The organism is Undibacterium sp. Rencai35W, assembly GCF_049340185.1.
Lineage (GTDB): Bacteria > Pseudomonadota > Gammaproteobacteria > Burkholderiales > Burkholderiaceae_D > Undibacterium.
The window spans coordinates 74,818-100,975 of sequence record NZ_JBMPPC010000007.1; the positions used below are offsets into that span (position 1 = coordinate 74,818).

Annotated in this window: 21 protein-coding genes; 6 read left to right on the top strand and 15 right to left on the bottom strand. The window is 49.5% G+C overall.

What is annotated here, in order from left to right:
- Positions 1 to 6: 6 nt before the first annotated feature.
- The 14 genes from hisG to ACO0K3_RS15565 all read right to left on the bottom strand — a co-directional run bounded on the left by hisG (position 7) and on the right by ACO0K3_RS15565 (position 15,606).
- The gene (hisG, locus tag ACO0K3_RS15500) at positions 7 to 654 is read right to left on the bottom strand and encodes an ATP phosphoribosyltransferase (protein ID WP_422957332.1); all 648 of its coding nucleotides are present in this window, start codon (positions 652 to 654) and stop codon (positions 7 to 9) included.
- Positions 654 to 1,904 carry a UDP-N-acetylglucosamine 1-carboxyvinyltransferase gene (gene murA, locus ACO0K3_RS15505; RefSeq protein WP_422961248.1) on the bottom strand — a complete coding sequence of 417 codons (1,251 nt, stop codon included), beginning with the start codon at positions 1,902 to 1,904 and terminating at the stop codon, positions 654 to 656. The genes hisG and murA overlap by 1 nt, the downstream gene beginning before the upstream one ends.
- A complete protein-coding gene (locus ACO0K3_RS15510) occupies positions 1,904 to 2,140 on the bottom strand; it encodes a BolA family protein (protein ID WP_422961249.1) in 237 nt (78 codons plus the stop codon). Before ACO0K3_RS15510 ends, murA begins: the two co-directional genes overlap by 1 nt.
- 106 nt (positions 2,141 to 2,246) lie before the next feature.
- A complete protein-coding gene (locus tag ACO0K3_RS15515) occupies positions 2,247 to 3,002 on the bottom strand; it encodes an ABC transporter permease (RefSeq protein ID WP_422957335.1) in 756 nt (251 codons plus the stop codon).
- Positions 2,999 to 3,907, bottom strand: a complete 909-nt coding sequence (locus tag ACO0K3_RS15520; RefSeq protein WP_422986115.1) for an ABC transporter ATP-binding protein — start codon at positions 3,905 to 3,907, stop codon at positions 2,999 to 3,001. Before ACO0K3_RS15520 ends, ACO0K3_RS15515 begins: the two co-directional genes overlap by 4 nt.
- Positions 3,908 to 4,066: 159 nt before the next feature.
- Positions 4,067 to 4,348, bottom strand: coding sequence for an STAS domain-containing protein (locus tag ACO0K3_RS15525; protein ID WP_422986117.1), 282 nt, complete (start codon positions 4,346 to 4,348; stop codon positions 4,067 to 4,069).
- A 34-nt stretch (positions 4,349 to 4,382) separates the two neighbouring features.
- On the bottom strand, positions 4,383 to 5,015 hold the full coding sequence (locus ACO0K3_RS15530) for an MlaC/ttg2D family ABC transporter substrate-binding protein (protein ID WP_422986119.1): 633 nt from the start codon (positions 5,013 to 5,015) through the stop codon (positions 4,383 to 4,385).
- A gap of 184 nt (positions 5,016 to 5,199) precedes the next feature.
- Positions 5,200 to 5,952, bottom strand: a complete 753-nt coding sequence (locus ACO0K3_RS15535) for an MlaA family lipoprotein (protein ID WP_422986121.1) — start codon at positions 5,950 to 5,952, stop codon at positions 5,200 to 5,202.
- Entirely contained in the window at positions 5,949 to 6,422 is a 474-nt protein-coding gene (gene mlaD / locus ACO0K3_RS15540; protein ID WP_422957340.1) for an outer membrane lipid asymmetry maintenance protein MlaD, read from the bottom strand. The genes ACO0K3_RS15535 and mlaD overlap by 4 nt, the downstream gene beginning before the upstream one ends.
- 73 nt (positions 6,423 to 6,495) lie before the next feature.
- Positions 6,496 to 7,263: a lipid asymmetry maintenance ABC transporter permease subunit MlaE gene (mlaE, locus tag ACO0K3_RS15545; protein WP_422986123.1), complete on the bottom strand. Its 768-nt coding sequence runs from the start codon at positions 7,261 to 7,263 to the stop codon at positions 6,496 to 6,498.
- On the bottom strand, positions 7,260 to 8,096 hold the full coding sequence (locus ACO0K3_RS15550) for an ABC transporter ATP-binding protein (protein WP_422986125.1): 837 nt from the start codon (positions 8,094 to 8,096) through the stop codon (positions 7,260 to 7,262). The genes mlaE and ACO0K3_RS15550 overlap by 4 nt, the downstream gene beginning before the upstream one ends.
- Positions 8,097 to 8,479: 383 nt before the next feature.
- Positions 8,480 to 9,943 carry a glutamate synthase subunit beta gene (locus tag ACO0K3_RS15555; RefSeq protein WP_422986127.1) on the bottom strand — a complete coding sequence of 488 codons (1,464 nt, stop codon included), beginning with the start codon at positions 9,941 to 9,943 and terminating at the stop codon, positions 8,480 to 8,482.
- 105 nt (positions 9,944 to 10,048) lie between these two features.
- On the bottom strand, positions 10,049 to 14,737 hold the full coding sequence (locus ACO0K3_RS15560) for a glutamate synthase-related protein (protein WP_422986391.1): 4,689 nt from the start codon (positions 14,735 to 14,737) through the stop codon (positions 10,049 to 10,051).
- A 167-nt stretch (positions 14,738 to 14,904) separates the two neighbouring features.
- Positions 14,905 to 15,606, bottom strand: a complete 702-nt coding sequence (locus ACO0K3_RS15565; protein ID WP_422986129.1) for a transposase — start codon at positions 15,604 to 15,606, stop codon at positions 14,905 to 14,907.
- 273 nt (positions 15,607 to 15,879) lie between these two features.
- Here ACO0K3_RS15565 and ACO0K3_RS15570 point away from each other — a divergent pair, with 273 nt between their 5' ends.
- Both ACO0K3_RS15570 and ACO0K3_RS15575 read left to right on the top strand, forming a co-directional pair.
- On the top strand, positions 15,880 to 18,036 hold the full coding sequence (locus ACO0K3_RS15570; protein ID WP_422986131.1) for a carboxy terminal-processing peptidase: 2,157 nt from the start codon (positions 15,880 to 15,882) through the stop codon (positions 18,034 to 18,036).
- A 524-nt stretch (positions 18,037 to 18,560) separates the two neighbouring features.
- Positions 18,561 to 19,364 carry a hypothetical protein gene (locus tag ACO0K3_RS15575; RefSeq protein WP_422986133.1) on the top strand — a complete coding sequence of 268 codons (804 nt, stop codon included), beginning with the start codon at positions 18,561 to 18,563 and terminating at the stop codon, positions 19,362 to 19,364.
- Between the two features lie 121 nt (positions 19,365 to 19,485).
- On the opposite strand, the gene ACO0K3_RS15580 is transcribed toward ACO0K3_RS15575, so the two are convergent.
- The gene (locus ACO0K3_RS15580) at positions 19,486 to 20,931 is read right to left on the bottom strand and encodes a GAF domain-containing sensor histidine kinase (RefSeq protein WP_422986135.1); all 1,446 of its coding nucleotides are present in this window, start codon (positions 20,929 to 20,931) and stop codon (positions 19,486 to 19,488) included.
- Between the two features lie 570 nt (positions 20,932 to 21,501).
- Here ACO0K3_RS15580 and ACO0K3_RS15585 point away from each other — a divergent pair.
- The 4 genes from ACO0K3_RS15585 to ACO0K3_RS15600 all read left to right on the top strand — a co-directional run bounded on the left by ACO0K3_RS15585 (position 21,502) and on the right by ACO0K3_RS15600 (position 26,132).
- A complete protein-coding gene (locus ACO0K3_RS15585; RefSeq protein ID WP_422986137.1) occupies positions 21,502 to 22,812 on the top strand; it encodes an ABC transporter substrate-binding protein in 1,311 nt (436 codons plus the stop codon).
- 71 nt (positions 22,813 to 22,883) lie between these two features.
- Positions 22,884 to 23,810: a carbohydrate ABC transporter permease gene (locus tag ACO0K3_RS15590; protein ID WP_422986139.1), complete on the top strand. Its 927-nt coding sequence runs from the start codon at positions 22,884 to 22,886 to the stop codon at positions 23,808 to 23,810.
- Positions 23,811 to 23,825: 15 nt separating this feature from the next.
- Positions 23,826 to 24,650 carry a carbohydrate ABC transporter permease gene (locus ACO0K3_RS15595; protein ID WP_422986141.1) on the top strand — a complete coding sequence of 275 codons (825 nt, stop codon included), beginning with the start codon at positions 23,826 to 23,828 and terminating at the stop codon, positions 24,648 to 24,650.
- A gap of 126 nt (positions 24,651 to 24,776) precedes the next feature.
- On the top strand, positions 24,777 to 26,132 hold the full coding sequence (locus tag ACO0K3_RS15600) for a GH1 family beta-glucosidase (protein ID WP_422986143.1): 1,356 nt from the start codon (positions 24,777 to 24,779) through the stop codon (positions 26,130 to 26,132).
- Positions 26,133 to 26,158: the final 26 nt, after the last annotated feature.

The window sequence follows — 26,158 nt, forward strand, 5'->3', positions numbered from 1 at the left end:
TCTCGTTTATTTTTTGGAGGCGCGCTCAAAGGCTTCGACGATGGGCTGCAAACGTTCGCGCTTCATTTTCAGGGCAGCCTGATTAACGACCAGACGCGATGAAATATCCATGATGTGCTCGACCTCGACCAGATTATTGGCGCGTAAAGTACTGCCGGTGCTGACCAGATCGACGATAGCGTCGGACAGCCCCACCAGCGGTGCCAGTTCCATAGAGCCGTATAATTTGATCAGATCAACGTGTACGCCCTTACTGGCAAAATGCTGGCGCGCAGTTTCGGTATATTTGGTGGCAACGCGCAAGCGTGCGCCCTGACGGACGGCATTCGCATAGTCAAACCCCGCAGACACCGCTACCGACATGCGGCATTTTGCAATATTCAGATCGACTGGCTGATACAAGCCCTCGCCACCGTGTTCGTGCAACACATCTTTACCGGCCACCCCCAGATCGGCAGCGCCGTATTGGACATAGGTTGGCACATCAGAAGCGCGGACGATAATGACACGAATCGCAGGATCATTGGTAGCGAGGATCAGCTTACGTGATTTTTCCGGATCTTCTGTGACACGTATACCTGCGGCTTCCAGCAGCGGCAATGTTTCTTCAAAAATCCGGCCTTTGGATAAGGCGAGTGTGAGTTGAGTCAACATTATTTCACGCGCTTAATCTGTGCGCCGACGGCAGACAATTTGACTTCCATTCGATCGTATCCGCGGTCTAGGTGATAGATGCGGTCAATCAGTGTGTCACCCTCTGCTGCCAGACCGGCAATCACCAATGAGGCCGAGGCACGCAAATCGGTTGCCATCACGGGGGCGCCTACCAGTTTTTCTACACCGCTAATCGTAGCGGTGTGGCCATCGATGTCGATCAGGGCACCGAGGCGGTTCATTTCCTGCACATGCATAAAACGATTTTCAAAAATCGTTTCAGTGACTCGGCTATTACCTTGCGCGATGCAGTTCAAGGCCATGAACTGCGCCTGCATATCGGTCGGGAATCCCGGGTATTCTGTGGTGCGGAAACTGACTGCTTTTGGACGACCGCCCATTTGCGCACGAATCCAGTCGGTACCGCTGGTCAATATCACACCAGCCTCGCGCAACTTATCGAGTGCGACATCGAGAATATCGCTACGGACATTTTTCAAGGTAATGTCGCCACCTGCTGCGGCCACCGCACACAGGAAAGTTGCAGTTTCAATCCGGTCGGCAATGACGGTGTGCGTTGCGCCGTGCAAGCGATCAACACCTTGAATAACGAGGCGATCTGTACCGATGCCTTCAATCTTGGCGCCCATCGATACCAATAAATGAGCAAGATCTGTAACCTCTGGCTCACGTGCTGCATTTTCCAGGACGGTTTCGCCTTCTGCCAGTGTCGCCGCCATGAGCAGGTTCTCGGTGCCGGTCACGGTAATCATATCGGTCACGACACGGGTACCTTTGAGCCGTTTGGCTTTTGCATGAATGTAGCCAGCTTCGATCGTGATCTCCGCACCCATGGCTTGCAGACCTTTGATATGCTGATCTACAGGGCGAGAGCCAATCGCACAACCGCCTGGCAGGGACACTTTTGCCTCGCCAAAACGCGCCAGCAATGGTCCTAACACCAGAATCGATGCACGCATGGTCTTCACCATATCGTAAGGCGCTTCGAGTCTGTCAATCGCTGCACCGTTCAATGTGACGACGCCATTTTCTTGAGTGACACGCAAACCCATTTGCCCTAAAAGCTTGAGCATGGTCGACACGTCTTGCAGTGACGGGACGTTATGCAGAATCACGTCATCAGCGGTCAGCAAACCGGCACACAGAATCGGCAGAGCCGCATTTTTCGCGCCAGAAATATTGACGTCACCATTCAGGCGTTGTCCGCCTGTAATCAATAATTTATCCATTATTTTTGAAATTCTTCTGGAGTTAAGGTTTTCATCGATAATGCATGAATCTCTTCCCGCATACGATCGCCGAGCGCAGCATAGACTAATTGATGACGCTGTATCAGGCGCTTGCCGGTAAAGGCGTCAGAAACAATCACCGCGGTGAAATGCTGGCCGTCGCCTTCGACTTCGAGGTGGCTGCATGCCAGTCCATCGGCAATATATTTTTTAATTTGTTCGGGAGTAGGAAACACGGTCATTCTTTCAACTTAATTTAATTCAGTACATTAATACGTTTGCTGTGCAGTCGGCCATACAGTCCACGTCAGCAAGCAGCCACTTTGATAGACAGCTGGCAGATTAATGCCGGAGTTTGTATCCACGCTTCAACATCAAAATCGCAATGCTAGTCAGTGCAAATGAAAAAATCAGCACGACGGCAAGACTCGTCATCGGGTCGACATCAGAGTGTCCGAAAAAACCATAACGGAAGCCATCAATCATGTAGAAAAATGGATTGAAGCGGGACACTGTTTGCCAGAACGGTGGCAAGGAATGAATCGAGTAAAACACGCCGGACAAAAAGGTGGCAGGCATGATCAGGAAATTCTGGAACGCGGCCAGTTGATCAAATTTTTCCGCCCAGATACCAGCGATCAGGCCCATCGTACCGAGCATCGCAGCGCCCAGCAAGGCGAAGATAACAATCCACCACGGTGCAACAAAACTCAGGTCTGCAATCCACACCGTCACCAGGAAGACGCCCGTACCAACAGCAAGTCCTCGCACTATTGATGCGATAACATAGGCGCCAAACATTTCCCAGTGAGATAAAGGGGGCAACAAGATGAATACCAGATTGCCGGTGATTTTGGATTGAATCAGCGATGAGCTCGAATTTGCAAAAGCGTTCTGCAAGACACTCATCATCACCAGACCGGGAATCAGAAAGGCCGTGTATTTCACTCCCGGGTAGACTTGCACATGAGCCTCAAGCGCATGACCAAATATCAGCAAATACAGCAAAGCGGTCATGATAGGTGCGGTAATAGTCTGCGTCGCAACCTTCCAAAAACGCAAGACCTCTTTATAGAGCAGCGTTTGAAAACCGATCATTTTCCATCCCCCATAATTTGCAGGAAGACATCTTCCAAATCGGCCTGCTGCAATTGCAGGTCTTCAATCACAGCACCTGCTGTGCGCAACGCAGCCAGTATCGGCTCTACCTGCAGATAATCGGTAACACGCAATACATAGTCATTACCGCTCTGATGTGTAATCAAGCCACGCAGGCTATCCGGGAAGTTGCCGGCGGTTTGCGCATTGACAGTGACTTTTAACTGCGATCCTGAAATACGCTTGATCAGTGCTGCGGTGCTATCGAGCGCGACGACTTTGCCGGACTTCAGCATCGCAATACGATTGCAAAGCGCCTGCGCTTCTTCCAGATAATGCGTGGTCAGTACGACAGTGTGGCCTTCTTTATTTAGCCGTGAGATGAACTGCCATAAAGTCTGGCGCAATTCGACGTCAACACCTGCAGTCGGTTCATCCAGTACGATCACTGGCGGTTTATGTACCAGCGCCTGTGCCACCAGTACGCGTCGCTTCATTCCGCCAGACAACGCACGCATATTGGTATCGGCTTTGTTGGTCAGATCGAGATTGTGCATGACCTCGTCAATCCACGGATCGTTGTTACGCAAACCGAAATAACCGGATTGCATACGTAAAGTTTCACGCACGGTGAAAAATGGGTCGAACACTAATTCTTGCGGAACGACGCCAAGATTTTTACGTGCCGCACGGTAATCGGTGACGACATCATGCCCTTGAATTTTCACCTGACCTGCGTCAGCACGATTCAGTCCCGAGATGATAGAAATGAGCGTAGTTTTTCCGGCGCCATTCGGGCCGAGTAAACCAAAAAATTCGCCTTCTTCTATCGATAGCGAGACACCGCCCAGCGCCTGTAGCGACTGGTAGCGTTTTTCAACATTGGTAATTTGTATGGCGGCCATGAGGACGTTGTAGTGCTAGCGGACTAGCTTGCTTATCAAGAATGCGCCAAAGAGATGGCGAAAACCTTTGATTATAGGGGATTTTTGCTTCAGGTACCGGATTGTCTCAAGCCTGCAAGAATCAACGCGGCCGGATGGGACGCTAAACGGAAGTTAGCTTCAATGTCGCTCGGCTGCGGATGGCGACATACCTAATAATTCGGCAACACCATACAATGAAATTAAGCTAAGCAAATTGGCAGGCACGGAATGGAATTCCATGGCCTTACCGACCACAGAGGCTGCACGTTGCCAATCAAGCATGATGGCAACCACAGACGAATCTACCACGGCTAAAGCGGACATATCAAATACCGTCTCGCCTTTAGCAATTTCAGACAAGCCAGCCTGCGCAACGCTGACTGCGTTTTGCAAGTTAATTTCACGGCTTGTTTGATACATGGCTTAACCCCAGAGATAGATTAAATAAGACGGTTTATTTCTTTGCAGCTGTGGCACTAGCGAGTTTTTTGTTTTTTTCCGCCAATGTTTTAATCAGGCCATCGATACCAGACTTACTGATTTCAGCAGTGAACGTCCCTTTGTAAGTCTCGACCAGCCATGCACCCAGCACATTGATGTCATAAATTTTCCAACCTGTTGCCAGTTTTTCCAAACGATAGTTGAGCTGCAAAGCCTCACCGTTCTTTTGAATTACCTGACTACGCACTTCAACCTCAGTATCTTCAGCTGCGGCACGGAAAGGCTTGAATTCCAGACGCTGATCTTTAATCTGTGAAATAGCACCAGAATAAGTGAAGATCAGCAAGCTACGGAATTCGCTGATCAATTGTTTTTGCTGATCAGGCGTAGCGTCACGCCAGCTCTTGCCTGCTGCCAGGGATGTCATGCGCTGAAAATCCACGAAAGGTAAAATTTTTCCTTCCACCAGATCAAATACGCGCTTCTGATTTCCTGACTGGATATCCTTATCGCTCTTGGCAATGTCCATGATCTCCTGACTGAGACGCTTGACCAGCTGATCAGGCGCTTCATCTGCTGCCATACTGGTTCCAGCAAATGCCATGCTGGCAAACATACAGAAAAGGAATTGACGAATATATTTCATAGTTATACTTTCTTCGCGCTCATGCGCTTGATCAATGTGCTTATTTAACCACTCGCGCCATGCAATGGTTGACCAGTTTTATAATTACTTACAAATCATGGCCTGCATAAAATGCCTGGAAGTGTCAGATAATTCTGAAGCGGCATGCGTAGATTGAGCCGATTTCTACAATTTCAAGCCTGCCTTACTCTTCATCGGGCTTAATCTGACTTGCACGCCTCTGCAAATAAGCATCACGAATAAATACATATTTATCCAATGCCGCCTCTTCAATCAAATTACCAGCATCCAGCACAGATGCACGCTTATCAACCAGACGCAGCACTGTTCCAGTATTTCTGACATATACCGGCGTCGTATAAGACCATAAATCCCCCTTCAGATCGATAGGCGTCACAACTGCGTCGCGCAAAGTCGAAGGACCAAACACCGGCAACACCAGATAAGGCCCGGATTTCACGCCCCAGGTTCCCAGAGTCTGTCCAAAGTCTTCTCTGTGTTTAGGCATTCCCGCTGCTGATCCGATATCGATTAAACCGCCCAAACCAAACGTAGTATTAACTGCTACACGCATTACATCTGTCACGCCATCAGCCACTCGCCCCTGCAACAGATTATTCACTGCAGTCCAGACATCACCGATATTGCCAAAAAAATTGCCGATGCCTGTTTGAACAAAAGACGGCGTCACAGTTTGATAAGCCTTTGCAACCGGCTTCAAAATCGCCTGATCAATTGCATCATTGAAACTGAACATGGTGCGGTTAAACCCCTCCAGCGGATCACGGGGATTATTCCCGATATTCGTTTTCTCACTGATCGTGCTTAAGGTTTGTGTGGTGGTGTTTTTAATTTCTTTGACCGTATTCGTGCCACAGGCATTCAGGAGCACCGTGAGCGCCAGTAATACGCCAATATTTTTAAATTGTAATGTCATTTGCTTTCATCCTTGCCTTCAGCGGCTTTACTGAACAGGAACTGACTGATCAGATTTTCCAGAACAACTGCCGACTGAGTCATTTTAATTCTGTCACCGGCAGCCAGATTATTGGTGTCACCACCCGGCTCCAGTCCTATATATTGCTCACCTAACAAACCTGCTGTAAGAATTTTGGCAGAAGTATCTTTAGGAAATTTATAACGATTTTCTAATTGCAAGGTCACACTTGCCTGGTAAGTTTTATCGTCAAATTTAATTTCACCGACGCGACCCACTACGACGCCAGCACTCTTCACGGCGGCACGTGGTTTTAGCCCGCCGATATTATCGAAACGCGTAACGACCTCATAAGTCTTATCAAACGACAGCGTACTCATATTACCTGCCTTGAGCGCCAGAAATAACAAGGCGGCAGCACCCAGTAATACAAACAAGCCAACCCAGAAATCCAGTGATTTTTTTTGCATAGACACCATCCAATTCATTCAATAAGCTCACCCATCCGGGGAGCGCACAACCTGTTTACGCTTACTGCGATATCTACTGAAACATCCAGGCCGTCAGCAAGAAATCCAGCCATAAAACTAACAGAGAAGAAATAACGACAGTCCGCGTTGTCGCACGCGCCACACCTTCAGGAGTCGGCTGCGCTTCATAACCCTGAAACAGAGCAACAAAGGTGACTGCGAAACCAAATACAATACTTTTAATCACGCCGTTACCAATATCCTGGAATACGTCAACGCCAGCCTGCATTTGCGACCAAAACGCGCCGTTATCAACACCGATCAGTTTCACACCAACCAGATAACCGCCGATAACACCCATCGCGTTGAAGATCGCCGTAAGGATAGGCATCGCAATTAACCCTGCCAGAAACCGTGGCGCAATAACCCGCTGAACCGGATTCACTGCCATCATTTCCATTGCCGCCAGTTGCTCACCCGCTTTCATCAAACCAATTTCCGCAGTCAGTGAAGTTCCCGCACGACCAGCAAACAATAGTGCAGTCACTACAGGGCCAAGTTCACGCGTGAGTGATAACGCGACCAGCAGGCCCAGAGCTTCCTCCGAACCATAGCGATTCAGTGTGTAGTACCCTTGATAACCCAACACAAAGCCAACAAACAGGCCAGAAATGGCAATGATCACCAGAGAATAATTTCCGATGAAGTGAATCTGATCAGTTACCAGCCGCGGTCTGCGCCAGAGACCGAATGTACTGAATAGAATTTGAAAAAAACTGCGTGTTGCATATCCCAGGTCACCTGCAGTTTCTCTGACCAGTTTTCCAAGACGAGCAATCATCGCGCATCCTCTTGATTTTTTATGGGCGACTTAACCGGAGCATGGATACTCAAATCATCTGCCATCGACTTGCCCGGATAATGGAATGGAACAGGGCCGTCACTTTCAGCATTCACAAATTGTTTAACATAAGGATCGCTAGAAGTACGCATGTCGTCAGGAGTACCTTGTGCAACAATTTTTCCTTGAGATAAAAAATACACATAATCTGCAATCGCAAACGATTCATGTACGTCATGCGACACTAGAATGGATGTAGACCCCAAAGCGTCGTTCAAGTTCCTGATTAGATTTGCAGTAACGCCCATAGAGATAGGATCAAGGCCAGCGAACGGCTCGTCGTACATAATTAACTGAGGATCCAGTGCAACAGCTCTGGCCAGCGCAACGCGGCGCGCCATACCACCAGAAATTTCCGCAGGCTTCAATTGTGCTGCATTGCGCAAACCGACTGCCTGCAATTTCATCAACACCAGGTCTCGCAACATATCCGGCGTCAGATTCGTGTGTTCACGAAAAGGGAAGGCGACGTTTTCAAAAACACTCAGATCGGTAAAGAGAGCGCCATGTTGAAATAACATCCCCATCTTACGACGCAAAGCGTACAACGCATTTGTGTCAAGAGCGTGTACAACCTGACCATCAACGGCAACCGAGCCCTGCTTAGGCTGCAACTGCCCGCCAATCAGGCGCAAGATCGTAGTTTTACCCGACCCGGAGCCCCCCATTACGGCAATAACTTTGCGGCGCGGAAAATCCATATGGAGCCCCGATAAGATCGAGCGGTCACCATAGCCAAAGTGTAGGTCACGAATTTCGACGAGATTAGTCACAGATAGGTGATAGGTTTGCAAAGCTAAGATTGTAATCCAGAACGAGAAATCAGGCTTGCAAGCAATTCACGCCGTAAAAACAAGCAATTTATAAAATATTTCTTATAACCATAATTGATGAAATTAAATTTCAAAAAACAGATTGGATATAGAATTTATTTTTTACACAAACCACATTTCAAATATTAAATAAATGAACCTTAAGTCAGCAATTAATATTTAATTACCATTTTGGCTACAAATTTACATTAACTGAGTAAATTTTTCATTCGTTACGAACGTTACGTAAAAACACGGATGACTTTGGTAGATCTGGGCCACAATGTAAAAAGGCCCGTAAACAAAGTTTAATGGCCTTTTTAAAAACTACATAAATGAAGCAATCACCGCGGCAGTACAGACTCCCCCATTAACGCCATATCTACCTCACGGGCGCACTGACGCCCTTCTCTGATCGCCCATACGACCAAGGACTGGCCGCGGCGCATATCACCTGCTGCATAGACTTTATCTACATTGGTTTTGTAACAATCGACGCCGTCCGTCGTTGCTCTGGCATTGCCGCGGGTATCTTTTTCTACGCCAAACGCATCCAGCACTTGCTGGACTGGCGAGACGAAACCCATGGCCAGCAAGACAAGGTCTGCCTTCATTTCGAATTCTGAGTCAGGCACTTCCTGCATTTTGCCGTCTTTCCATTCCACACGAACGGCGATCAGCTTCTCGACTTTGCCATTTTTACCTTCCAGACGCTTTGTTGCCACAGCCCAGTCACGCTCACAGCCCTCTTCGTGCGAGGACGATGTGCGCATCTTGATTGGCCAGTACGGCCATACCATCGGCTTGTTCTCTTGCTCAGGTGGTTGCGGCATCAGTTCAAATTGGGTTACGGATTTAGCGCCATGGCGGTTAGATGTACCAACGCAATCCGAACCTGTGTCACCACCGCCAATCACCACAACATGCTTGGCAGTAGCCATGATTTGGTCCTTGACCTTATCACCGGCGTTGACTTTGTTTTGTAATGGCAGGAAATCCATCGCAAAATGCACGCCTTTCAATTCACGGCCTGGCACTGGCAAATCACGCGGTGTTTCTGCACCGCCGGCGATAATGACAGCATCAAAATCTTTTTGCAGTTGCTCTGGTGTGACGGTTTCTTTCGACCAATTTGTGACCGTCGAAGGAAAATCTTTGCCAACCAGCGTGCTGATACGGAAAACAACGCCCTCTGCTTGCATCTGCTCCACGCGGCGATCGATATGAGATTTTTCCATTTTAAAATCAGGAATACCATAGCGTAACAAACCACCGGCGCGATCATTTTTTTCAAACACGGTCACGCTGTGCCCGACGCGTGCTAACTGCTGCGCAGCAGCTAAACCTGCGGGACCAGAACCAACAATCGCGACCTTTTTACCAGTTTTGATCGCAGCAGGTTGCGGTACGACCCATCCATTTTCCCAGCCTTTATCGATGATGAAATGTTCGATCGACTTGATCCCGACTGCGTCGCTGTTAATACCCAAAGTGCATGCAGATTCGCAAGGTGCAGGACAGATGCGGCCTGTAAATTCTGGGAAATTATTAGTGGAATGCAGTGTATCTAATGCAAGTTTGTAATTGCCGTGGTAAACCAGATCGTTCCAGTCGGGGATAATATTATTGACAGGGCAACCGTTATTGCAGAACGGGATACCGCAGTCCATACATCTTGCACCCTGAATTTTTGCCTGGTCATCATTGAGATGCAGCGAAAATTCTTTGTAATGCTTTTTACGTAATTGTGGCTCTTCGCTTGCTTCTTGCAAACGCTGGTATTCCATAAAACCGGTTACTTTACCCATGTCTATTCCTTCGATTCTGGTGCGGGCCTTGCCCGACTATTCAACAGATTTGCCGGCGCGGGCTTGCGCCCGCGACACTCAACAAATCAACAAACATCTACACGATTAGGCGGCAACTTTCTGCTTGGTGCTCTGTGCTTGTTTGGCAGCGAACATCTCAGCAAGCGCTCGTTTGTATTCTGTCGGAAATACTTTGACGAATTTAGAACGTCCGCGGGCCCAATCGTCCAGTAAATTACGTGCACGTGTGCTACCGGTATGTTTGAAATGACGCTCAATCAGACCACGCAAAATAGCTTCATCTGTCTCGCCTTCACCACCACGTACGCGACTGTGCCAGATCGACGGATCAACCGTGGCGACCTGTACATCGCCCGCCATCACCGGCTCCAGTGTGACCATGGACATATTGCATTTGGCTTCAAATTCACCATCGGGATCGTAGACGTAAGCAATACCGCCAGACATACCCGCAGCAAAGTTACGGCCCGTGTCACCTAATACGATCACGGTACCGCCTGTCATGTATTCACAACCATGATCGCCTGTACCCTCAACGACTGCCAGTGCGCCAGAGTTACGTACCGCAAAGCGTTCACCAGCGACGCCATTAATATAGGCTTCACCTGAAATCGCGCCGTACAGTACGGTGTTACCGCAAATAATATTGTCTACTGCCCAGCCGCGGAATTCCGTGTTGGGACGAATGATGATGCGTCCACCGGATAAACCTTTGCCGACATAATCGTTACCCTCACCGACCAGATCCAGAGTGACGCCATGCGCCAGGAAAGCACCGGCAGATTGGCCTGCCGTGCCTTGCAACTGAATATGAATCGTGTCATCTGGCAAACCCGCATGCCCATAGCGCTTGGCAACCTCACCGGACAACATGGTGCCAACAGTACGGTTCAAGTTCTTGATCGGTGAAATGAAAGAAACTTTTTCACCGGTTTCCAACGCTGTTTTTGCCTGCGCAATCAGCTTGTTGTCCAAAGCATTTTCTAAACCGTGATCCTGACCGTCGACGTGTTTAATTGGTGTGCCTGCAGCGACTTCTGGCTGATAAAAGATACGGCTGAAATCTAAACCTTTCGCTTTCCAATGTGAGATTGCTTTCGATTTATCGAGTAAATCTACACGGCCAATCAATTCTTCATAAGTACGGATACCCAGTTGCGCCATGATCTGACGCACTTCTTCTGCGACAAAGAAGAAATAATTCACGACATATTCTGGTTTGCCGGAGAATTTCGCACGCAGTACCGGGTCTTGCGTCGCCACACCAACCGGGCACGTATTTAAATGACACTTACGCATCATGATGCAACCTTCGACAACCAGCGGTGCTGTCGCAAAACCGATTTCATCTGCGCCCAGCATTGCTGCGATAGCGACGTCACGGCCTGTTTTCATCTGACCATCAGCCTGCACCCGGACGCGACCGCGCAAGCCATTCAGTACCAAAGTCTGCTGTGTCTCAGACAGGCCTAATTCCCAAGGCGTGCCAGCATGTTTAACGGACGACAAAGGTGATGCGCCTGTGCCACCGTCATGCCCGGCAATCACCAGATGATCAGCTTTTGCTTTGGACACGCCAGCCGCAACAGTACCGACACCGACTTCGGACACCAGCTTGACGGAGATGGAGGCTTTTGGATTGGCATTTTTCAAATCATGAATCAACTGCGCCAAGTCTTCGATCGAATAAATATCATGGTGCGGCGGTGGTGAGATCAAGCCCACGCCCGGTACTGAAAAACGTAATTTCGCAATGTATTCCGATACCTTATGACCAGGCAACTGCCCACCCTCACCCGGCTTCGCACCCTGTGCCATCTTGATTTGAATTTGATCGGCAGAGATCAGATATTCTGTCGTCACACCAAAACGACCGGACGCAACCTGCTTGATACGAGAACGCAGGGAGTCGCCATCTTGCAAGGGAATATCGACTTCAATCTGATCTTTACCGATCACCGAGGCCAGAGTTTGTCCTTGTTTAATGGGGATACCTTTCAGCTCTTGCTGATAACGCGCCGGATCTTCACCACCTTCACCGGTGTTCGACTTACCGCCAATACGGTTCATCGCGATCGCCAGCGTTGCATGAGCTTCGGTACTGATAGAACCCAAGGACATTGCGCCAGTGGCAAAACGTTTGACGATGTCTTTTGCCGGCTCGACCTGATCAAGTGGAATAGCTTTCACAGGATCAATCTTAAATTCAAACAGACCACGCAAAGTCATATGACGCTTGGACTGATCGTTGATGATCTGAGCGTATTCTTTATAAGAATTGAAGTTGTTAGCACGCGTCGAATGCTGCAATTTGGCAATCGCATCAGGTGTCCACATATGGTCTTCACCGCGAATACGGAACGCATATTCGCCGCCTGCATCCAGTGCATTTGCCAGCACAGGATCACTACCGAATGCCAGCGCATGCAAACGCAAAGCTTCTTCGGCAACTTCAAACACACCGATGCCTTCAACATTCGATGCGGTACCTTTGAAATATTTGTCGACCAACGATTTATTCAAACCAATGACTTCAAAAATCTGCGCGCCGCAGTAGGACATGTAGGTCGAAATACCCATTTTCGACATGACCTTCATGAGGCCTTTGCCAATGGCTTTCGTATAGTTGTAAATCGCCTTCTCTGCAGACAAATCACCTGATAAATCTTTCGCCATATCTGCCAGCGTCTGCATTGCCAGGTAGGGATGAACAGCTTCCGCGCCATAGCCTGCCAGCAAGGCAAAATGATGGGTTTCACGCGCAGAACCTGTTTCGACTACCAGACCTGTGGTGGTGCGCAAGCCTTTAGAAACTAAATGTTGGTGAACAGTAGAGGTCGCCAGCAAAGCAGGAATCGCCACATTGCCTTCATCCATCTTACGGTCTGTGATGATCATGATGTTGTGGCCGGATTTGACCGCATCCACGACTTCTGCGCAGATCGATGCCAGGCGAGCTTCAATACCATCTTTACCCCAGGCGACCGGGTAGCAAATATCGAGTTCGTAGGATTTAAACTTGCCACCGGTATTCGCACTAATGTTCCGTAACTTGGCGATATCAGAAAAATCTAATACCGGCTGCGATACTTCCAGACGCATCGGTGGATTGATATTGTTCGTATCCAGCAAATTTGGTTTTGGTCCGATGAACGACACCAGCGACATAACCATCGCTTCACGAATCGGATCAATAGGCGGATTTGTTACCTGTGCAAACAACTGCTTAAAATAGTTGTACAGTGGTTTGAGTTTATTCGACATGACCGCCAGGGACGAGTCATTACCCATGGAACCAATCGCCTCTTCAGCACTGGTCGCCATAGGTGCCATCAGGAATTTCAAATCTTCTTGTGTGTAGCCAAATGCCTGTTGCTGATCCAGTAAAGTCGCGCTGGATGGTTCTACTGCTTGCTCTGCTTTTAGTGCATTGAGCTTGATACGTACTGATTGTATCCACTGCTTGTATGGCTTGGCATTGGAGTAGGTATCTTTGATTTCTTTATCGTCGATGATGCGGCCAGCATCCAGATCAATCAGGAACATCTTGCCTGGTTGCAGACGCCACTTCTTGATAATTTTTGATTCAGGAATCGGCAAGACACCGGATTCCGACGCCATCACCACCAGATCATCGTCCGTCACGATGTAGCGCGCCGGACGCAGTCCATTACGATCAAGCGTACCGCCGATCTGACGACCATCGGTAAATGCCATCGCTGCCGGGCCATCCCATGGCTCCATCATCGCCGCGTGGTATTCGTAGAATGCACGACGGTTGTCGTCCATCATAGTGTGATTTTCCCAAGCTTCCGGGATCATCATCATCATTGCTTGAGCAATCGGATAACCCGCCATGACCAAGAGTTCCAGCGCGTTATCAAAACTCGCCGTATCAGACTGACCTTCAAAAATCAGCGGATACAGTTTTTGCAGATCGTCGCCGAGCACTGCGGACTTCATCACGCCTTCACGCGCACGCATCCAGTTGAAGTTACCTTTGACGGTATTGATCTCACCGTTGTGCGCAATCATGCGGTAAGGGTGAGCCAGCGGCCACTCAGGGAAAGTATTCGTAGAGAAACGCTGATGCACCAGCGCCAGAGCGGAAACGCAACGCGGATCTTGCAAGTCTTTGTAGTAGACGCCGACCTGATCGGCCAGCAACAAGCCTTTGTAGACAATGGTACGGGCCGACATCGACGGCACGAAGTATTCTTTGCCGTGGATCAGCTTCAATGCCTCAATCGCGTGCACAGCCGATTTACGGATGACGTAGAGTTTGCGCTCCAGCGCATCCGTCACCATGATGTCGGCACCGCGACCGATAAATATTTGACGGATTACCGGTTCTTTTTCGCGTACCAAAGGCGACATTGGCATATCGGTATCGACAGGTACATCGCGCCAGCCCAGTACAACCTGACCTTCGGCACGCACCGCACGTTCAATCTCTTGTTCGCAGGCCAGACGAGAAGCGTGTTCTTTCGGCAGAAAAATCATGCCGACGCCGTATTCACCGGGGGGTGGCAACTCTACGCCCTGCTTGCTCATTTCCTCGCGATAGTATTGATCCGGAATCTGAATCAGCACACCAGCGCCATCGCCCATCAATTTGTCAGCACCAACCGCGCCGCGATGATCGAGATTTTTTAAGATCAACAGACCTTGTTCAACAATCGCGTGAGATTTTTTACCTTTGATATGTGCCACAAAGCCCACACCACAGGCGTCGTGTTCGTTAGCTGGGTCGTACAGGCCTTGCGCATGCATCATGATTCTCCACATTGAAAATAGGGTTGAATCGTAGAATAGTGCAGCGCAATAGAAATCACAACAAGAACATTTAGGGTCAGAGTGAAATTAAATTCACATAAATTTTTAAAAAATTAAATTAGGGACATAGTAAATACAGGCAAATTTAAATACGCTTAACGACTTTATACCGCCTTCTCCAGCACCTTTCTTGGCCTGCCACGTTTCATTGGCGCTACCCGACGTTCGGTTAAGCGAACCATTTCTGCCTTGAATGCATCGGAACCAATCAGCCACCCTTTCAACGCCGCATCCATCATGGTGGCAATTTCCGCAACAGCTAATGGCTTTTGCATCATCTCCTTGTACGCCGCCTCACGCTGAAATGGTGTATTGCCCAATTGCCAATACAAAGCATGATCCGTCACCAGCGGATCTATTTTCAAGCCGATATGGTGCTGATAGCTCGACCATGGATATTCCTGTGCATCAGCGACGACTTTTGTTCTGATCGGGTTACTTTCTATCGACAAGCTGCATTTCAAAAAGTAGGCTCCGGCCTCCAGCACCGTCGCTCGATAACGCCCCTGCCATAAGCTACCGGACCGCTGATATTTACGATTAAAATAAGGGACATAGTGACGCCCCACCCATTGCATCATCTTCGCAATCCCTGCTTCATCCGATGGTGTAGCAAGCAAATGCAGGTGATCCGGCATCAAAATATACGTATGTATCGCTACCTGAAATGCTTTTGCAGCATCACGTAACCATTGTAAAAAGATGACGTAATCCTCCGTATCCTGAAAGATTCCCTGAGGATGATTGCCCCGCTGGATAATATGATGAAGCTGTTGCGGAATCACGAGACGGCTGAGTCTGGCCATAATAAAAAATCACTTTATTCACAATCGTGAAGGCATTGTAAAACAGTGAAAATAAATCTGGAAACAAAGTGATACAAATACAAAGGAAGATAATGTCGTTTCCACTTTATGCTCTGGAACTCAACAAAACTCTGGCTTATCTGAAATAATGCAATCGAACCTTTCTGTATCCTCACAGTCATACAGGAATCAAGGCATATCAATAATGTACAAAATCATTTTGATCATTAACACGGCATGTGACTTTAGTAATATGGAATTGGAGAACGGTAAATGAAGAAAAACCTACTGGGACTGCTGTTTGTCTTTGCAGTCTCCACACATGCAGACACATTAGAGCCCACGTCACCGCAATTGCTATTACCTCAGCAATCACAATCGCAGGCTGCAGCGCTGAGCGCACGGTTCCTGACGCGTTTCCACTACAAAGCGACCCCGCTTGACGACGCGATGTCAGAAAAGATTTTTGACCGTTATCTGAAATCGCTGGATCCGGAAAGACTGTTCTTTACTCAAGCTGATATCAATCAATTTTCCAGTGCCCGCACTAAACTTGATGATGCAATTTATCAGGAAGACCTGAATATCCCTTTCGCCATTTTCAATCTCTATGAAAAACGTCTGGTCGATCGTCTCACCTATGCGCGGGATATTTTGAAAAAAGGATTCGACTTTACTAAGCAAGAAAGTTATTCCTACGCTCGGGAAAAAGAACCGTGGCCGCAGTCAGAAGACGAGGTCAAGGATCTCTGGCGCAAGCGGGTCAAGAATGACTGGCTGCGTCTGAAGCTGGCTGGCAAAGACGAGGCCGCGATCAAAGATACGCTGGATAAGCGCTACACCACATCGATCAACCGGGTGCGCAAGTACAAGAGTGACGATGCCTTCCAGGTCTTCATGAATGCCTATGCAACGTCGATTGAACCGCATACCAATTATCTGGGGCCGCGGGCATCCGAAGATTTTGATATCGCGATGAAATTGTCCCTGATCGGCATCGGCGCGGTACTGCAAGAGCGCGATGATTACACCACCATCCGCGAACTGGTCGCAGGCGGCCCGGCCTCTTTGTCCGGTCAGCTAAAAGTGGGAGATCGTATCGTTGGCGTCGCTCAAGGTAAAAATAGCTCGTTCACTGAAGTCATTGGCTGGCGTATTGATGACGTCGTGAACTTGATACGCGGCACCAAGGATACCGTCGTCACATTAGACATTTTGCCTGCGGATGCCAGCCTTGACGGCAAGCATCAGACAGTGAGCCTGGTCAGAGACAAGATCAAGCTGGAACAACAAGCCGCAAAAAAATCGATTATCCCGGTCAAGAGCGGCACGATCACGCGTCAGATCGGCGTCATTTCATTGCCGACTTTTTACCAGGATTTTGACGCCAAGCGTAAAGGTGAAAAAGACTTCCGTAGCGCCACACGCGACATTTCTCGTTTGCTCGACGAACTTAAAAAAGAAAAAGTCGATAGCGTCCTGATCGACTTGCGTAACAACGGTGGCGGCTCGCTGGCCGAGGCAATCGAATTAACCGGTTTGTTTATCGACAAAGGCCCTGTCGTGCAGCAACGCAATTCCCAAGGAAAAATCAGCGTCGAGAGCGATAACGACGCCGGTGTCGCATGGAATGGTCCTCTTGGCGTCCTGATCAACCGTGGCTCCGCATCCGCCTCCGAGATTTTCGCCGCAGCGATTCAGGATTACGGTCGCGGCGTCATCATCGGCGAACCTAGTTTCGGCAAAGGTACGGTGCAAACTCTGGTCAACCTCGATCAGATGGCGCAAAACAGCAAGCCGAAATATGGCGAGCTGAAGATGACCATCGCACAGTTCTTCCGTATCAACGGAGGCACTACGCAATTGCGTGGCGTCACGCCGGATATCAGCTTCCCTAGCCTGACTGATCCTGAGAGTTTTGGGGAATCGAGCTATGACAATGCCCTGCCCTGGACACAGATCAAGGCTGCCGATTACAAACCAACTGGTGACCTGACCGATCTGCTGCCACTGCTACAAGTACGCTATGAATCACGTACGGCAAAGGATAGAGATTTCCAATATCTGCAAGAGGATATTGCCGAAGTTCAGACACTGCGTAAAAAGAAACTCATTTCTTTAAACGAAGCAGAACGACGCAAAGAAAAAGAAACACAAGAAGCCAAAATCAAGCAACGTGAAGCAAGCGAAAATGGCGGAAAAGCACCGACAAAAACCAAGTCTAAATCAGACGATGGTCTACAAGCGAATGAACGCAATTTAGCCGCAGATATCGCCGCAGAGAAGGAGCAAAAAGACGCAAAGGATGTGCTGCTGAATGAAGCTGTTCATATTTTGAGCGACGAAGTGGATTTGCTAAAGACGAATGCCAAATTGGCAGCACGAGTCTTACCTGGCAACGCACTCAGCGCGACGCAGAAGCACGACTAATCTGAACTGCCCACCAAGACGTTTTACCAGCTTGACTAAAAGCCTGCGGATCAGTATCTGCAGGCTTTTTTATTGGCATTGCAAGCTACAAATCTTGTATGCATGTTCAGAACCAAAGAATATTTCTGCTACGATGTTCCTGATATTTTTTAGACGCCCAAAAAAGGAACTTGTAAAAACTATTTAATCCATACGTCATAGTGCCACTTAGTCCTGCCTGTGTCTCTGTGTCTCTGTGTCTCTGTGTTGAAAGGTCTTGGTTTTCGCGTAAGTCCTGCAGATGTGTTTTTTTAATTTAGCGCTTTTTAGAAGCTATCAAAAGAGTATCCGCAATACTGGTGCGGCTTCTGGCATGAAATGCCTTTGTAGGCCGCATGCAGACTGCGGGTTCAATATTTCAATTCCTTTTCAATTGCCCTTAAGTTACTGCTAAGTTAGCGCTGAATTACAACTCAACTACGACTAAATGACCGCTGAATGCGGTGTCAGATTTTAATCAGCACGACCTTTAACTTATATCAATCATGACGACGTTTTTCACATCCGCGACATCAGCAACATCCACCGCTCAGGCAGCCAGCATATTATCTGAACGGCGCCGCACCGGCACTCAGGGCGAGCGGCTGCCAGAATCATGCCGGCCCGGCGATCTGGCGGCTGCGCTGGCGATTCAGGCATGCGTAACAGCCGAACTTGGTGCTACTGTCCGCGCCTGGAAATGCGGCACACCCTCTGAGGGCAAACTAGTAATCGCACCAATTTACACAATCGCCCAGGCAGAACAAGGTCACTGTCAAGTATGGAACAGGATGGGCCAGGTACGCATAGAACCGGAGCTTGCGTTTGTCCTGGCGCAGAACCTGCCAGTGCAGACAGAACCGTACAGCAATGAGGAAATTGACGCCGCTATTGGCTCGGTCCATCTGGCTTTGGAATTAATCGATAGCCGCTACACCTCGCCGGAATCCGTCAGCTTCGTAGAAAATCTGGCTGATGGTTTATTGAATCAAGGTCTGTTCATTGGTCCGCAAATAAGCGCAATGGAATTGAGCGCAGTACACGCCGGTGCGCGAGAACATTTATGTATTGATGTTCATACAGGAGCTCAGGCAACAAAGCAATTCAAGGGCCGTCATCCCGATGCTGATCCACGGATTCCCTTGTACTGGCTAGTCAATTATTTGCGTAGTCAGGGCCAGGCTTTACTGGCAGGGCAAGCGGTCATTACCGGGTCGTATGCAGGTAGCTTTGAAGTACCGATAGATGCGGAGATCACGATAGGTTTTGGTGGCCTTGGAGTGCTTCAAGTGCGGTTTTCGACACGCTAAATTCATGGTTCAACACCAATCACGCCAGTCACGCCAATGACACCAATCGCATTGAAATACTGACGAAATACCCATGAAATTTGAATTAAAATCAGATGCGGCTACAAGCAAATCAAATCAATTATGCCGGGACTGGCAAACTGATCGTAAAACAGGTTCCCATCCCGGCTGCACTCTCTGCATCAATTTTTCCATCCAACAAAGAGGTGACAATATTGTGAGTAATGTGTAAGCCCAAGCCTGAACTTCCGGCCCCCAGCTTGGTCGTGAAGAAAGGATCGTAAATATGCTTCAGATCCCCCTCAGGAATACCGACGCCATTATCTTTGATCGATAGCTTTATCCATTTTGGCTGGACACTGGCAGCGATCTCAATCGCTCGATGAGCGCATCCCTCAAACGCATGAATCAGGCAATTGTTGATCAGGTTGATCAGTACTTGTGCCAGAGGACCGGAATAGCTCTCAATCGTCAATTCTGGGGGCAGATTTTGCACTAGCTGCACCGCATTTTTTTCTAGCAATGGCGTCATCGTGCTGACAATGTCTGCGACAAAATCGGCTAATACAAAAGTCGATCGCATGTAATTCGATTCGTCTATCGATACCTGCTTAAAGCTGCTGACCAGATCAGCAGCCCTTTGCAAATTACGTTGCAAAATATCACTGGCCTGTATGGCTTCAGCGAGGTAATGCTCTAGGGAAGATCGCTTCATACCCTGCTCATAGGCATGCGCAAATTCACGGGTTAATTCTGACAATGTACTGGCGACCATCAGACCGTTACCGATGGGTGTATTGAGCTCATGTGCGACACCTGCCACTAATGCAGCTAGCGCAGCGAGTTTATCCCGTCTGACTAATTCTTCCTGTGTAATGCTCAGATTATGCAGGGCGCTGGCAAGCTCATGATTCGCCTTGCTCAATGCCATATTGCTGACCTCAGCCCGCTCTTTTGCTATCGACAATTCAGCAGTACGCTCGGTCACTAATTCGGTCAGATGGTGACGATGGATTTCTAGCTCCTGCTCACGGCGGGTGCGCTCGATCGCAATCCCCGCAAGATGCGTCGCAACGGCAATCAGCGTCATATCGGCAGGACCCGGGCTGCGCACCTCGCGGTAATACATCGCAAAAGTGCCTAGCACCTTATCTTTGTTCAGATAAACTGGTGACGACCAGCAGGCCCGCAAACCGTGTTCAGTAACCAGTTGTTTATAAGGTGCCCATAAAGGATCGGTCATGATATCGCTGACGATGACCATCTCTTTCCGATACATCGCTGTGCCGCAAGAACCGACGGCAGGTCCTATCTCAAAGCCGTCGAGGACAGTCATATAGGATTCAGGCAAACTCGGACCGGCACCTTTGCGGATGTGAACACCATCGTCATCCAGCAACAAGACCGAACACAGGACACCATCAGACTGGGCTTCGATCAGCAACATCAACCGTGTCAATGTCTCTCGTAAAGGAGCGCCCTTCGCGATCATCTCCAGCAATTCGTTCTGACCGTTACGCAAATCCTCGGCAAGCTGTACCGCTTTATCCTGTTCGAGAGTCATCATCCGCACCCGTCTCCGTTTGCAATAATTTAGTGTAGGCGAAAACTTATCACTTGTACATGTATTCAATCACCGGGACGACGTCATAATCAGTGCAAACATGCGCAGCAAATCTCATCTGTCGATCACAAGAACACCCGCCATAAGCAACATAAACAAAACAATAGAACTACATACCAGGTGTCACATTGAATCCGCAGGCAGGATGCGGCTCTTAAAGGCATTTCGTGCCAGCAGGCGCGCCCAGATTGCGGATCAATTTTAAAATTGATGCGGTATCACATCACTTCGGCTTAATTTGCTCTGTTCTTCTATCGCTATGTGGTGAAGCGATCTTGATTTTTGCCTGAATCTTTATCAGTGATGCATTCATAGAGACCACAGGTTTTTTTGATTTACGTGTGGGCATCCTTGACATACATAATTGACGGTGATACCTTTATGAAAGCGCTTTCATGACATTGCGTTAAAATAAATAAGCTGGGCAATATCACCCGGACATGACGGCATAATCGTCACGGAGACAAGCAGATGCAGTTGATCATCACAAGAATAATGCGAACCACAAAACCCATGACAGCAAAGGTTGCGCCTACCTGGTCCGGCATGGGAAACTGGCTACTGCTCGGCTTACTGTGCGGGCTATGCGTACAGCCGCATGCACGAGCACAACCGGACGCACAAGCAGATGCCGCAGCAGCCAGAGTGCTGACTGTCGCCGCGTACCCTGCGGTAGACGCCATCGTCAGAGCGGCGATTCCTGCCTGGAAAAAACTCCATCCGGATGTCGAAGTCAGGGTCGTCAGCCGTGAGATCAGTGACCATCACACTGCGATGACTACCGCTTTATCCACTGCGGGAAACTTGCCTGACGTGATGGCGCTGGAAGTCACTTATGTAGGACGTTTCTCACAAGGTGGCGGTCTCGATGATTTGTCACGCCCGCCATTTGACATCAAACAATACCAATCGCAATTCGTTCCGTATGCATGGCAGCAAGCGACCAACCGTCGCGGTCAGGTCATCGCAGTACCTACCGATATTGGTCCGGGCACGCTGTTATACCGCACCGATCTGCTAAGCAAAGCAGGGATCAGCGAAGCAGATCTGACCAAGTCATGGGACGACTATGTCGCAGCCGGTGTCAAAATCAAAGCGGCAACCGGTGCCTATCTGCTGGCACATGCACGCGACATGAAAGACATCCTGATACGCACTGGCATACAGCCGGGCGAAGGCCTGTACTTCGACAGCCAGTCGAATGTACTGGTCAGCTCACCGCGTTTTGTCAGAGCCTTTGAACTGGCCCGCGCAGTACGCCAGCAAAAACTTGATGCCAGGGTGAATGCCTGGTCTGTTGATTGGGCCGAGGGGTTTAAACGTGGCAGCATTGCTACGCAGATGTCGGGCGCCTGGCTGGCAGGTCATTTGAATAACTGGCTAGCCCCCGGCACACGTGGCTTGTGGCATGCAGCGCAATTGCCAGAAGGTGCATTCGCGGCTTATGGCGGTACTTTTTACGCAATCCCACGGGCAGCAAAAATAGAGAACAAAGCCTTGTCCTGGGACCTGATCAGGTTACTGACTATGAACCGCGCTATGCAATTAAGCGCCTTCAAATCAGCGGATGCGTTTCCCGCTTTAACAGAAACCTTCGATGATCCCTTTTTTGCTCAACCTATCGAGTTTCTCGGTGGTCAGGCAGCTCGCTTAGGCTGGCTGGCAGCTACCAAAAAAATCAATGCCGTCAGCGTGCACAAACAAGATGCTTTTGCAGATGAAGTCATTAATACAGAACTAGACAAAGTGCTGGAGCGCGGCAAAGACATCAAAACGGCGCTGGCCGATGCGCAACGATTGCTACAGCAACGCGCGCATCGCTGAACCGGCATGGACTCCGCTCTCACTTTGCCCGACTCCGCGACCATATCGCTAACCGACATCGCCCACTTCCTATGAAATTGCCTACCCTGCGCCTGTCGCCCGCTCACATGCCGTATGTATTGCTGAGTCCATTCGTCGTGCTCTTCGTGGTGTTCGGCGTATTCCCACTCGCGTTCTCGCTGTATCTGGCATTTCAGTCATGGGAGCCAACCAGCGGTCTTGGTGCGATGACATTCGTCGGCTGGAGTAATTTCAGTTTTTCGCTGCAAGATGAATGGTTTTGGAAATCCATGAAAAATACCCTGTGGCTGGCGCTGGCCTCAGGTATTCCACAGCATCTGATTGCGATTCCGCTGGCCTACTTTATCCACTCGTCATTCAAGCGCTTACGTAATGCTGTCATCGGTGCGTATTTCATGCCGTATATCACCTCATCAGTTGCCATCGCGATTTTGTTCAGCTCCTTATTTTCGACGGATTACGGCTTGATCAATCTTGGCATCCAGGTGCTGCGAGAACTGCCTCTGATTGGCTCCCTCATGCCGGCGCAGACAGTCAACTGGCTCAATGATCCGGACAACATCAAACCGGCAATCACCATAATTGTGTTCTGGCGTTATGTGGGCTTTAACCTGGTGCTGTATCTGGCAGCACTACAGACAATTCCGCCAGATTTATATGAAGCAGCGCGCATGGACGGCGCTGGCCGGTGGCAGCAATTCTGGTACATCACGCTGCCCAGCCTGCGGCCTATGATTTTTTTCGGTGTGACTCTGAGCGTTATCGGTGGCCTGCAATTATTCGAAGAGCCGTTCATCCTAACCGGTGGCCGCGGTGGCTCAGATCAGGCAGGTATGACAGCGGCGGTCTACCTCTACCGTATGGCGTTTGACTTCAATGATTTTGGTGCGGCCAGCGCGATGTCGTGGTTGCTGTTTATCGTGGTGGCCTTGCTGACCTGGCTCACCAACCGCGCCTTCCGTCAGCGCAGCGCTTAATTCTCAGAGAACTCTATGAAAACAGAACGCCTCGCCCCTTTTGCTGCGTATTGTATCGTCGGTATCGGTATGCTGATCATGTTAGCGCCCTTCTACTTCATGTTTGTGTTTGCCACACATTCGCGTACGGAGATTTTCAGCCTGCCGCCTCCCATGTTTTTTGGTGACGATTTTTTAAATAATCTGGCGATTCTGACGAAACGCATTCCGTTCTGGCGCAACCTCGGATGGAGCGTTTATGTCGGACTGGCATCAACTCTGCTAACCCTGCTGTTCTGCTCCATGGGCGGGTATGCGTTTGCGATGTTTGAATTCCGTTATAAAAAAGCTTTTTTTGGTATCGTGATGGGGACGATGTTGCTCCCTTCTTTCATGAGCATGATCCCGACATTCATGATTATGGATATGCTGGGCTGGATCGATCAGCCTCGGGCACTCTATATCCCCGGCGCTGCCAGCGCATTCGGCATATTTTTAATGCGGCAATTTATCAGCTCATCGATCCCGCGTGAACTGATCGAAGCGGCACGCATGGATGGCTGCAGCGAGTCAGGTATCTACTGGCGCATTGTCCTGCCCTTACTCAAACCTGCGCTTGGCACTCTGGGGTTAATTAGTTTTATCGCCTCATGGAATAACTTCATCGGCCCGCTGATCGTGATGCGCTCACCCGACATGTACACCCTGCCTTTAGCATTGCGCAGCATTCAGAGTCCGGTAGATACCGAGTGGGGAGCCTTGATGGCTGGTTCGGCAATCGCGACACTGCCTCTGCTTATTTTATTCGTGATGTCCTCGCGTCAGCTGATCTCTGGACTGACCGTCGGTGCGGTCAAGTAAGGACAAGCTCTGCCGGAAAATTGTCGCTCGCTATTCAATATACAGACCGTCAGGTGCGCTATTTCACACCACAAAACATACTGCAGCACTACACACCATCACATAACTTTTAACTAGCACCACATTATGAATAACATTGAAACCGCTGACCTGCATGCTACTTTCCCTGACGACTTTGTGTGGGGCGTTGCCACCAGTGCTTATCAGATCGAAGGCGCGGCCGATCAGGATGGTAAAGGTCTCTCGATCTGGGATACCTTTTGTCGCCAGCCGGGCGTGATTGCCGACAACAGCAACGGCGATATCGCTTGCGATCACTATCATCGCTGGGAAGAAGATCTGGATATGATAGCCGGGCTCGGCGTTGACGCGTATCGTTTCTCTGTGTCCTGGCCACGTGTACGTCCCGGTGGCTCGGGCGACTGGAACGAGGCCGGTCTGGCGTTTTATGAACGTCTGGTCGACGGTTTGCTAGCACGCGGCATCAAGCCTTATCTGACCTTAAATCACTGGGATTTGCCTGACGAATTGCAAGCTGGCGGCGGCTGGGCAAATCGCGCTACGGTCGATCGCTTTGTGGAGTATGCACTCGGGATCGCTTATCGTCTGGGTGATAAAGTCGTCTCGATCGCAACACACAACGAACCTTGGGTCGTTGCGGTACTGGGCCACGAAAGCGGCGTATTTGCCCCCGGCATCAAGAATCGCCAGACGGCGATTCAGGTGTCACATCACTTGCTGCTGAGCCACGGTCTTGCCTTGCAGGCGCTACGTGAATCCGGTTGTAAAGCCAGCCTTGGTATCGTCCTCAATCTCTCCCCCATGCATGCAGCCAGTGACGCGCCTGCCGATCTGGCAAAAACCCGGCTCGAAGATGGTCGTCTGTTGCGCTGGTATATGGATCCGCTGTTCAAGGGGCGTTATCCGCAAGATATTCTCGACGATCTCGGTGATGACGCCCCTGTCGTTCACGCTGGTGATATGCGGGCAATTGCGACTGCGATGGATTTTTTAGGGGTCAATTATTATTCCCGCTCGGTAGTCAGTGCAGACAAACCCTGGGATGTCCACAGTAGTGGTCGTGATGTAACCGATATGGGATGGGAAGTCTATCCGGAGGGACTCACAGAATTGCTGGTGCGCCTGCATCGCGATTATCCGGTACCGCCCTTGTATGTCACAGAAAACGGCGGCGCCTTCAAAGACCAGCTAAGCGATGGTCGCATCCATGATACGGGACGTACCGACTATATCCAGCGTCATATTGCAGCAATGGCCGACGCCATGCGGGAAGGTGTCAGGATGGGTGGTTATATGGTCTGGAGTCTGATGGATAATTTCGAGTGGGCATCGGGATACGAAAAACGTTTCGGCATCGTGCATGTTGATTACGACACCCAGATCCGTACGCTTAAAGACAGTGCGCGCTGGTACCGTGATTTTCTGGGGCGACAAAAAATCAAGCGTAGTTCAGGTCAATAAAATCAGACGGCGACTCGTATAAAAAT

Excerpts from the sequence above, each read along its gene's own strand:
- hisG (WP_422957332.1), bottom strand. The coding sequence starts at position 654 with ATGTTGACTCAACTCACACTCGCCTTATCCAAAGGCCGGATTTTTGAA.
- murA (WP_422961248.1), bottom strand. The coding sequence starts at position 1,904 with ATGGATAAATTATTGATTACAGGCGGACAACGCCTGAATGGTGACGTC.
- ACO0K3_RS15515 (WP_422957335.1), bottom strand. The coding sequence starts at position 3,002 with ATGATCGGTTTTCAAACGCTGCTCTATAAAGAGGTCTTGCGTTTTTGG.
- ACO0K3_RS15520 (WP_422986115.1), bottom strand. The coding sequence starts at position 3,907 with ATGGCCGCCATACAAATTACCAATGTTGAAAAACGCTACCAGTCGCTA.
- ACO0K3_RS15525 (WP_422986117.1), bottom strand. The coding sequence starts at position 4,348 with ATGTATCAAACAAGCCGTGAAATTAACTTGCAAAACGCAGTCAGCGTT.
- ACO0K3_RS15530 (WP_422986119.1), bottom strand. The coding sequence starts at position 5,015 with ATGAAATATATTCGTCAATTCCTTTTCTGTATGTTTGCCAGCATGGCA.
- ACO0K3_RS15535 (WP_422986121.1), bottom strand. The coding sequence starts at position 5,952 with ATGACATTACAATTTAAAAATATTGGCGTATTACTGGCGCTCACGGTG.
- mlaD (WP_422957340.1), bottom strand. The coding sequence starts at position 6,422 with ATGCAAAAAAAATCACTGGATTTCTGGGTTGGCTTGTTTGTATTACTG.
- mlaE (WP_422986123.1), bottom strand. The coding sequence starts at position 7,263 with ATGATTGCTCGTCTTGGAAAACTGGTCAGAGAAACTGCAGGTGACCTG.
- ACO0K3_RS15555 (WP_422986127.1), bottom strand. The coding sequence starts at position 9,943 with ATGGGTAAAGTAACCGGTTTTATGGAATACCAGCGTTTGCAAGAAGCA.
- ACO0K3_RS15560 (WP_422986391.1), bottom strand. The coding sequence starts at position 14,737 with ATGCATGCGCAAGGCCTGTACGACCCAGCTAACGAACACGACGCCTGT.
- ACO0K3_RS15565 (WP_422986129.1), bottom strand. The coding sequence starts at position 15,606 with ATGGCCAGACTCAGCCGTCTCGTGATTCCGCAACAGCTTCATCATATT.
- ACO0K3_RS15570 (WP_422986131.1), top strand. The coding sequence starts at position 15,880 with ATGAAGAAAAACCTACTGGGACTGCTGTTTGTCTTTGCAGTCTCCACA.
- ACO0K3_RS15575 (WP_422986133.1), top strand. The coding sequence starts at position 18,561 with ATGACGACGTTTTTCACATCCGCGACATCAGCAACATCCACCGCTCAG.
- ACO0K3_RS15580 (WP_422986135.1), bottom strand. The coding sequence starts at position 20,931 with ATGATGACTCTCGAACAGGATAAAGCGGTACAGCTTGCCGAGGATTTG.
- ACO0K3_RS15585 (WP_422986137.1), top strand. The coding sequence starts at position 21,502 with ATGACAGCAAAGGTTGCGCCTACCTGGTCCGGCATGGGAAACTGGCTA.
- ACO0K3_RS15590 (WP_422986139.1), top strand. The coding sequence starts at position 22,884 with ATGAAATTGCCTACCCTGCGCCTGTCGCCCGCTCACATGCCGTATGTA.
- ACO0K3_RS15595 (WP_422986141.1), top strand. The coding sequence starts at position 23,826 with ATGAAAACAGAACGCCTCGCCCCTTTTGCTGCGTATTGTATCGTCGGT.
- ACO0K3_RS15600 (WP_422986143.1), top strand. The coding sequence starts at position 24,777 with ATGAATAACATTGAAACCGCTGACCTGCATGCTACTTTCCCTGACGAC.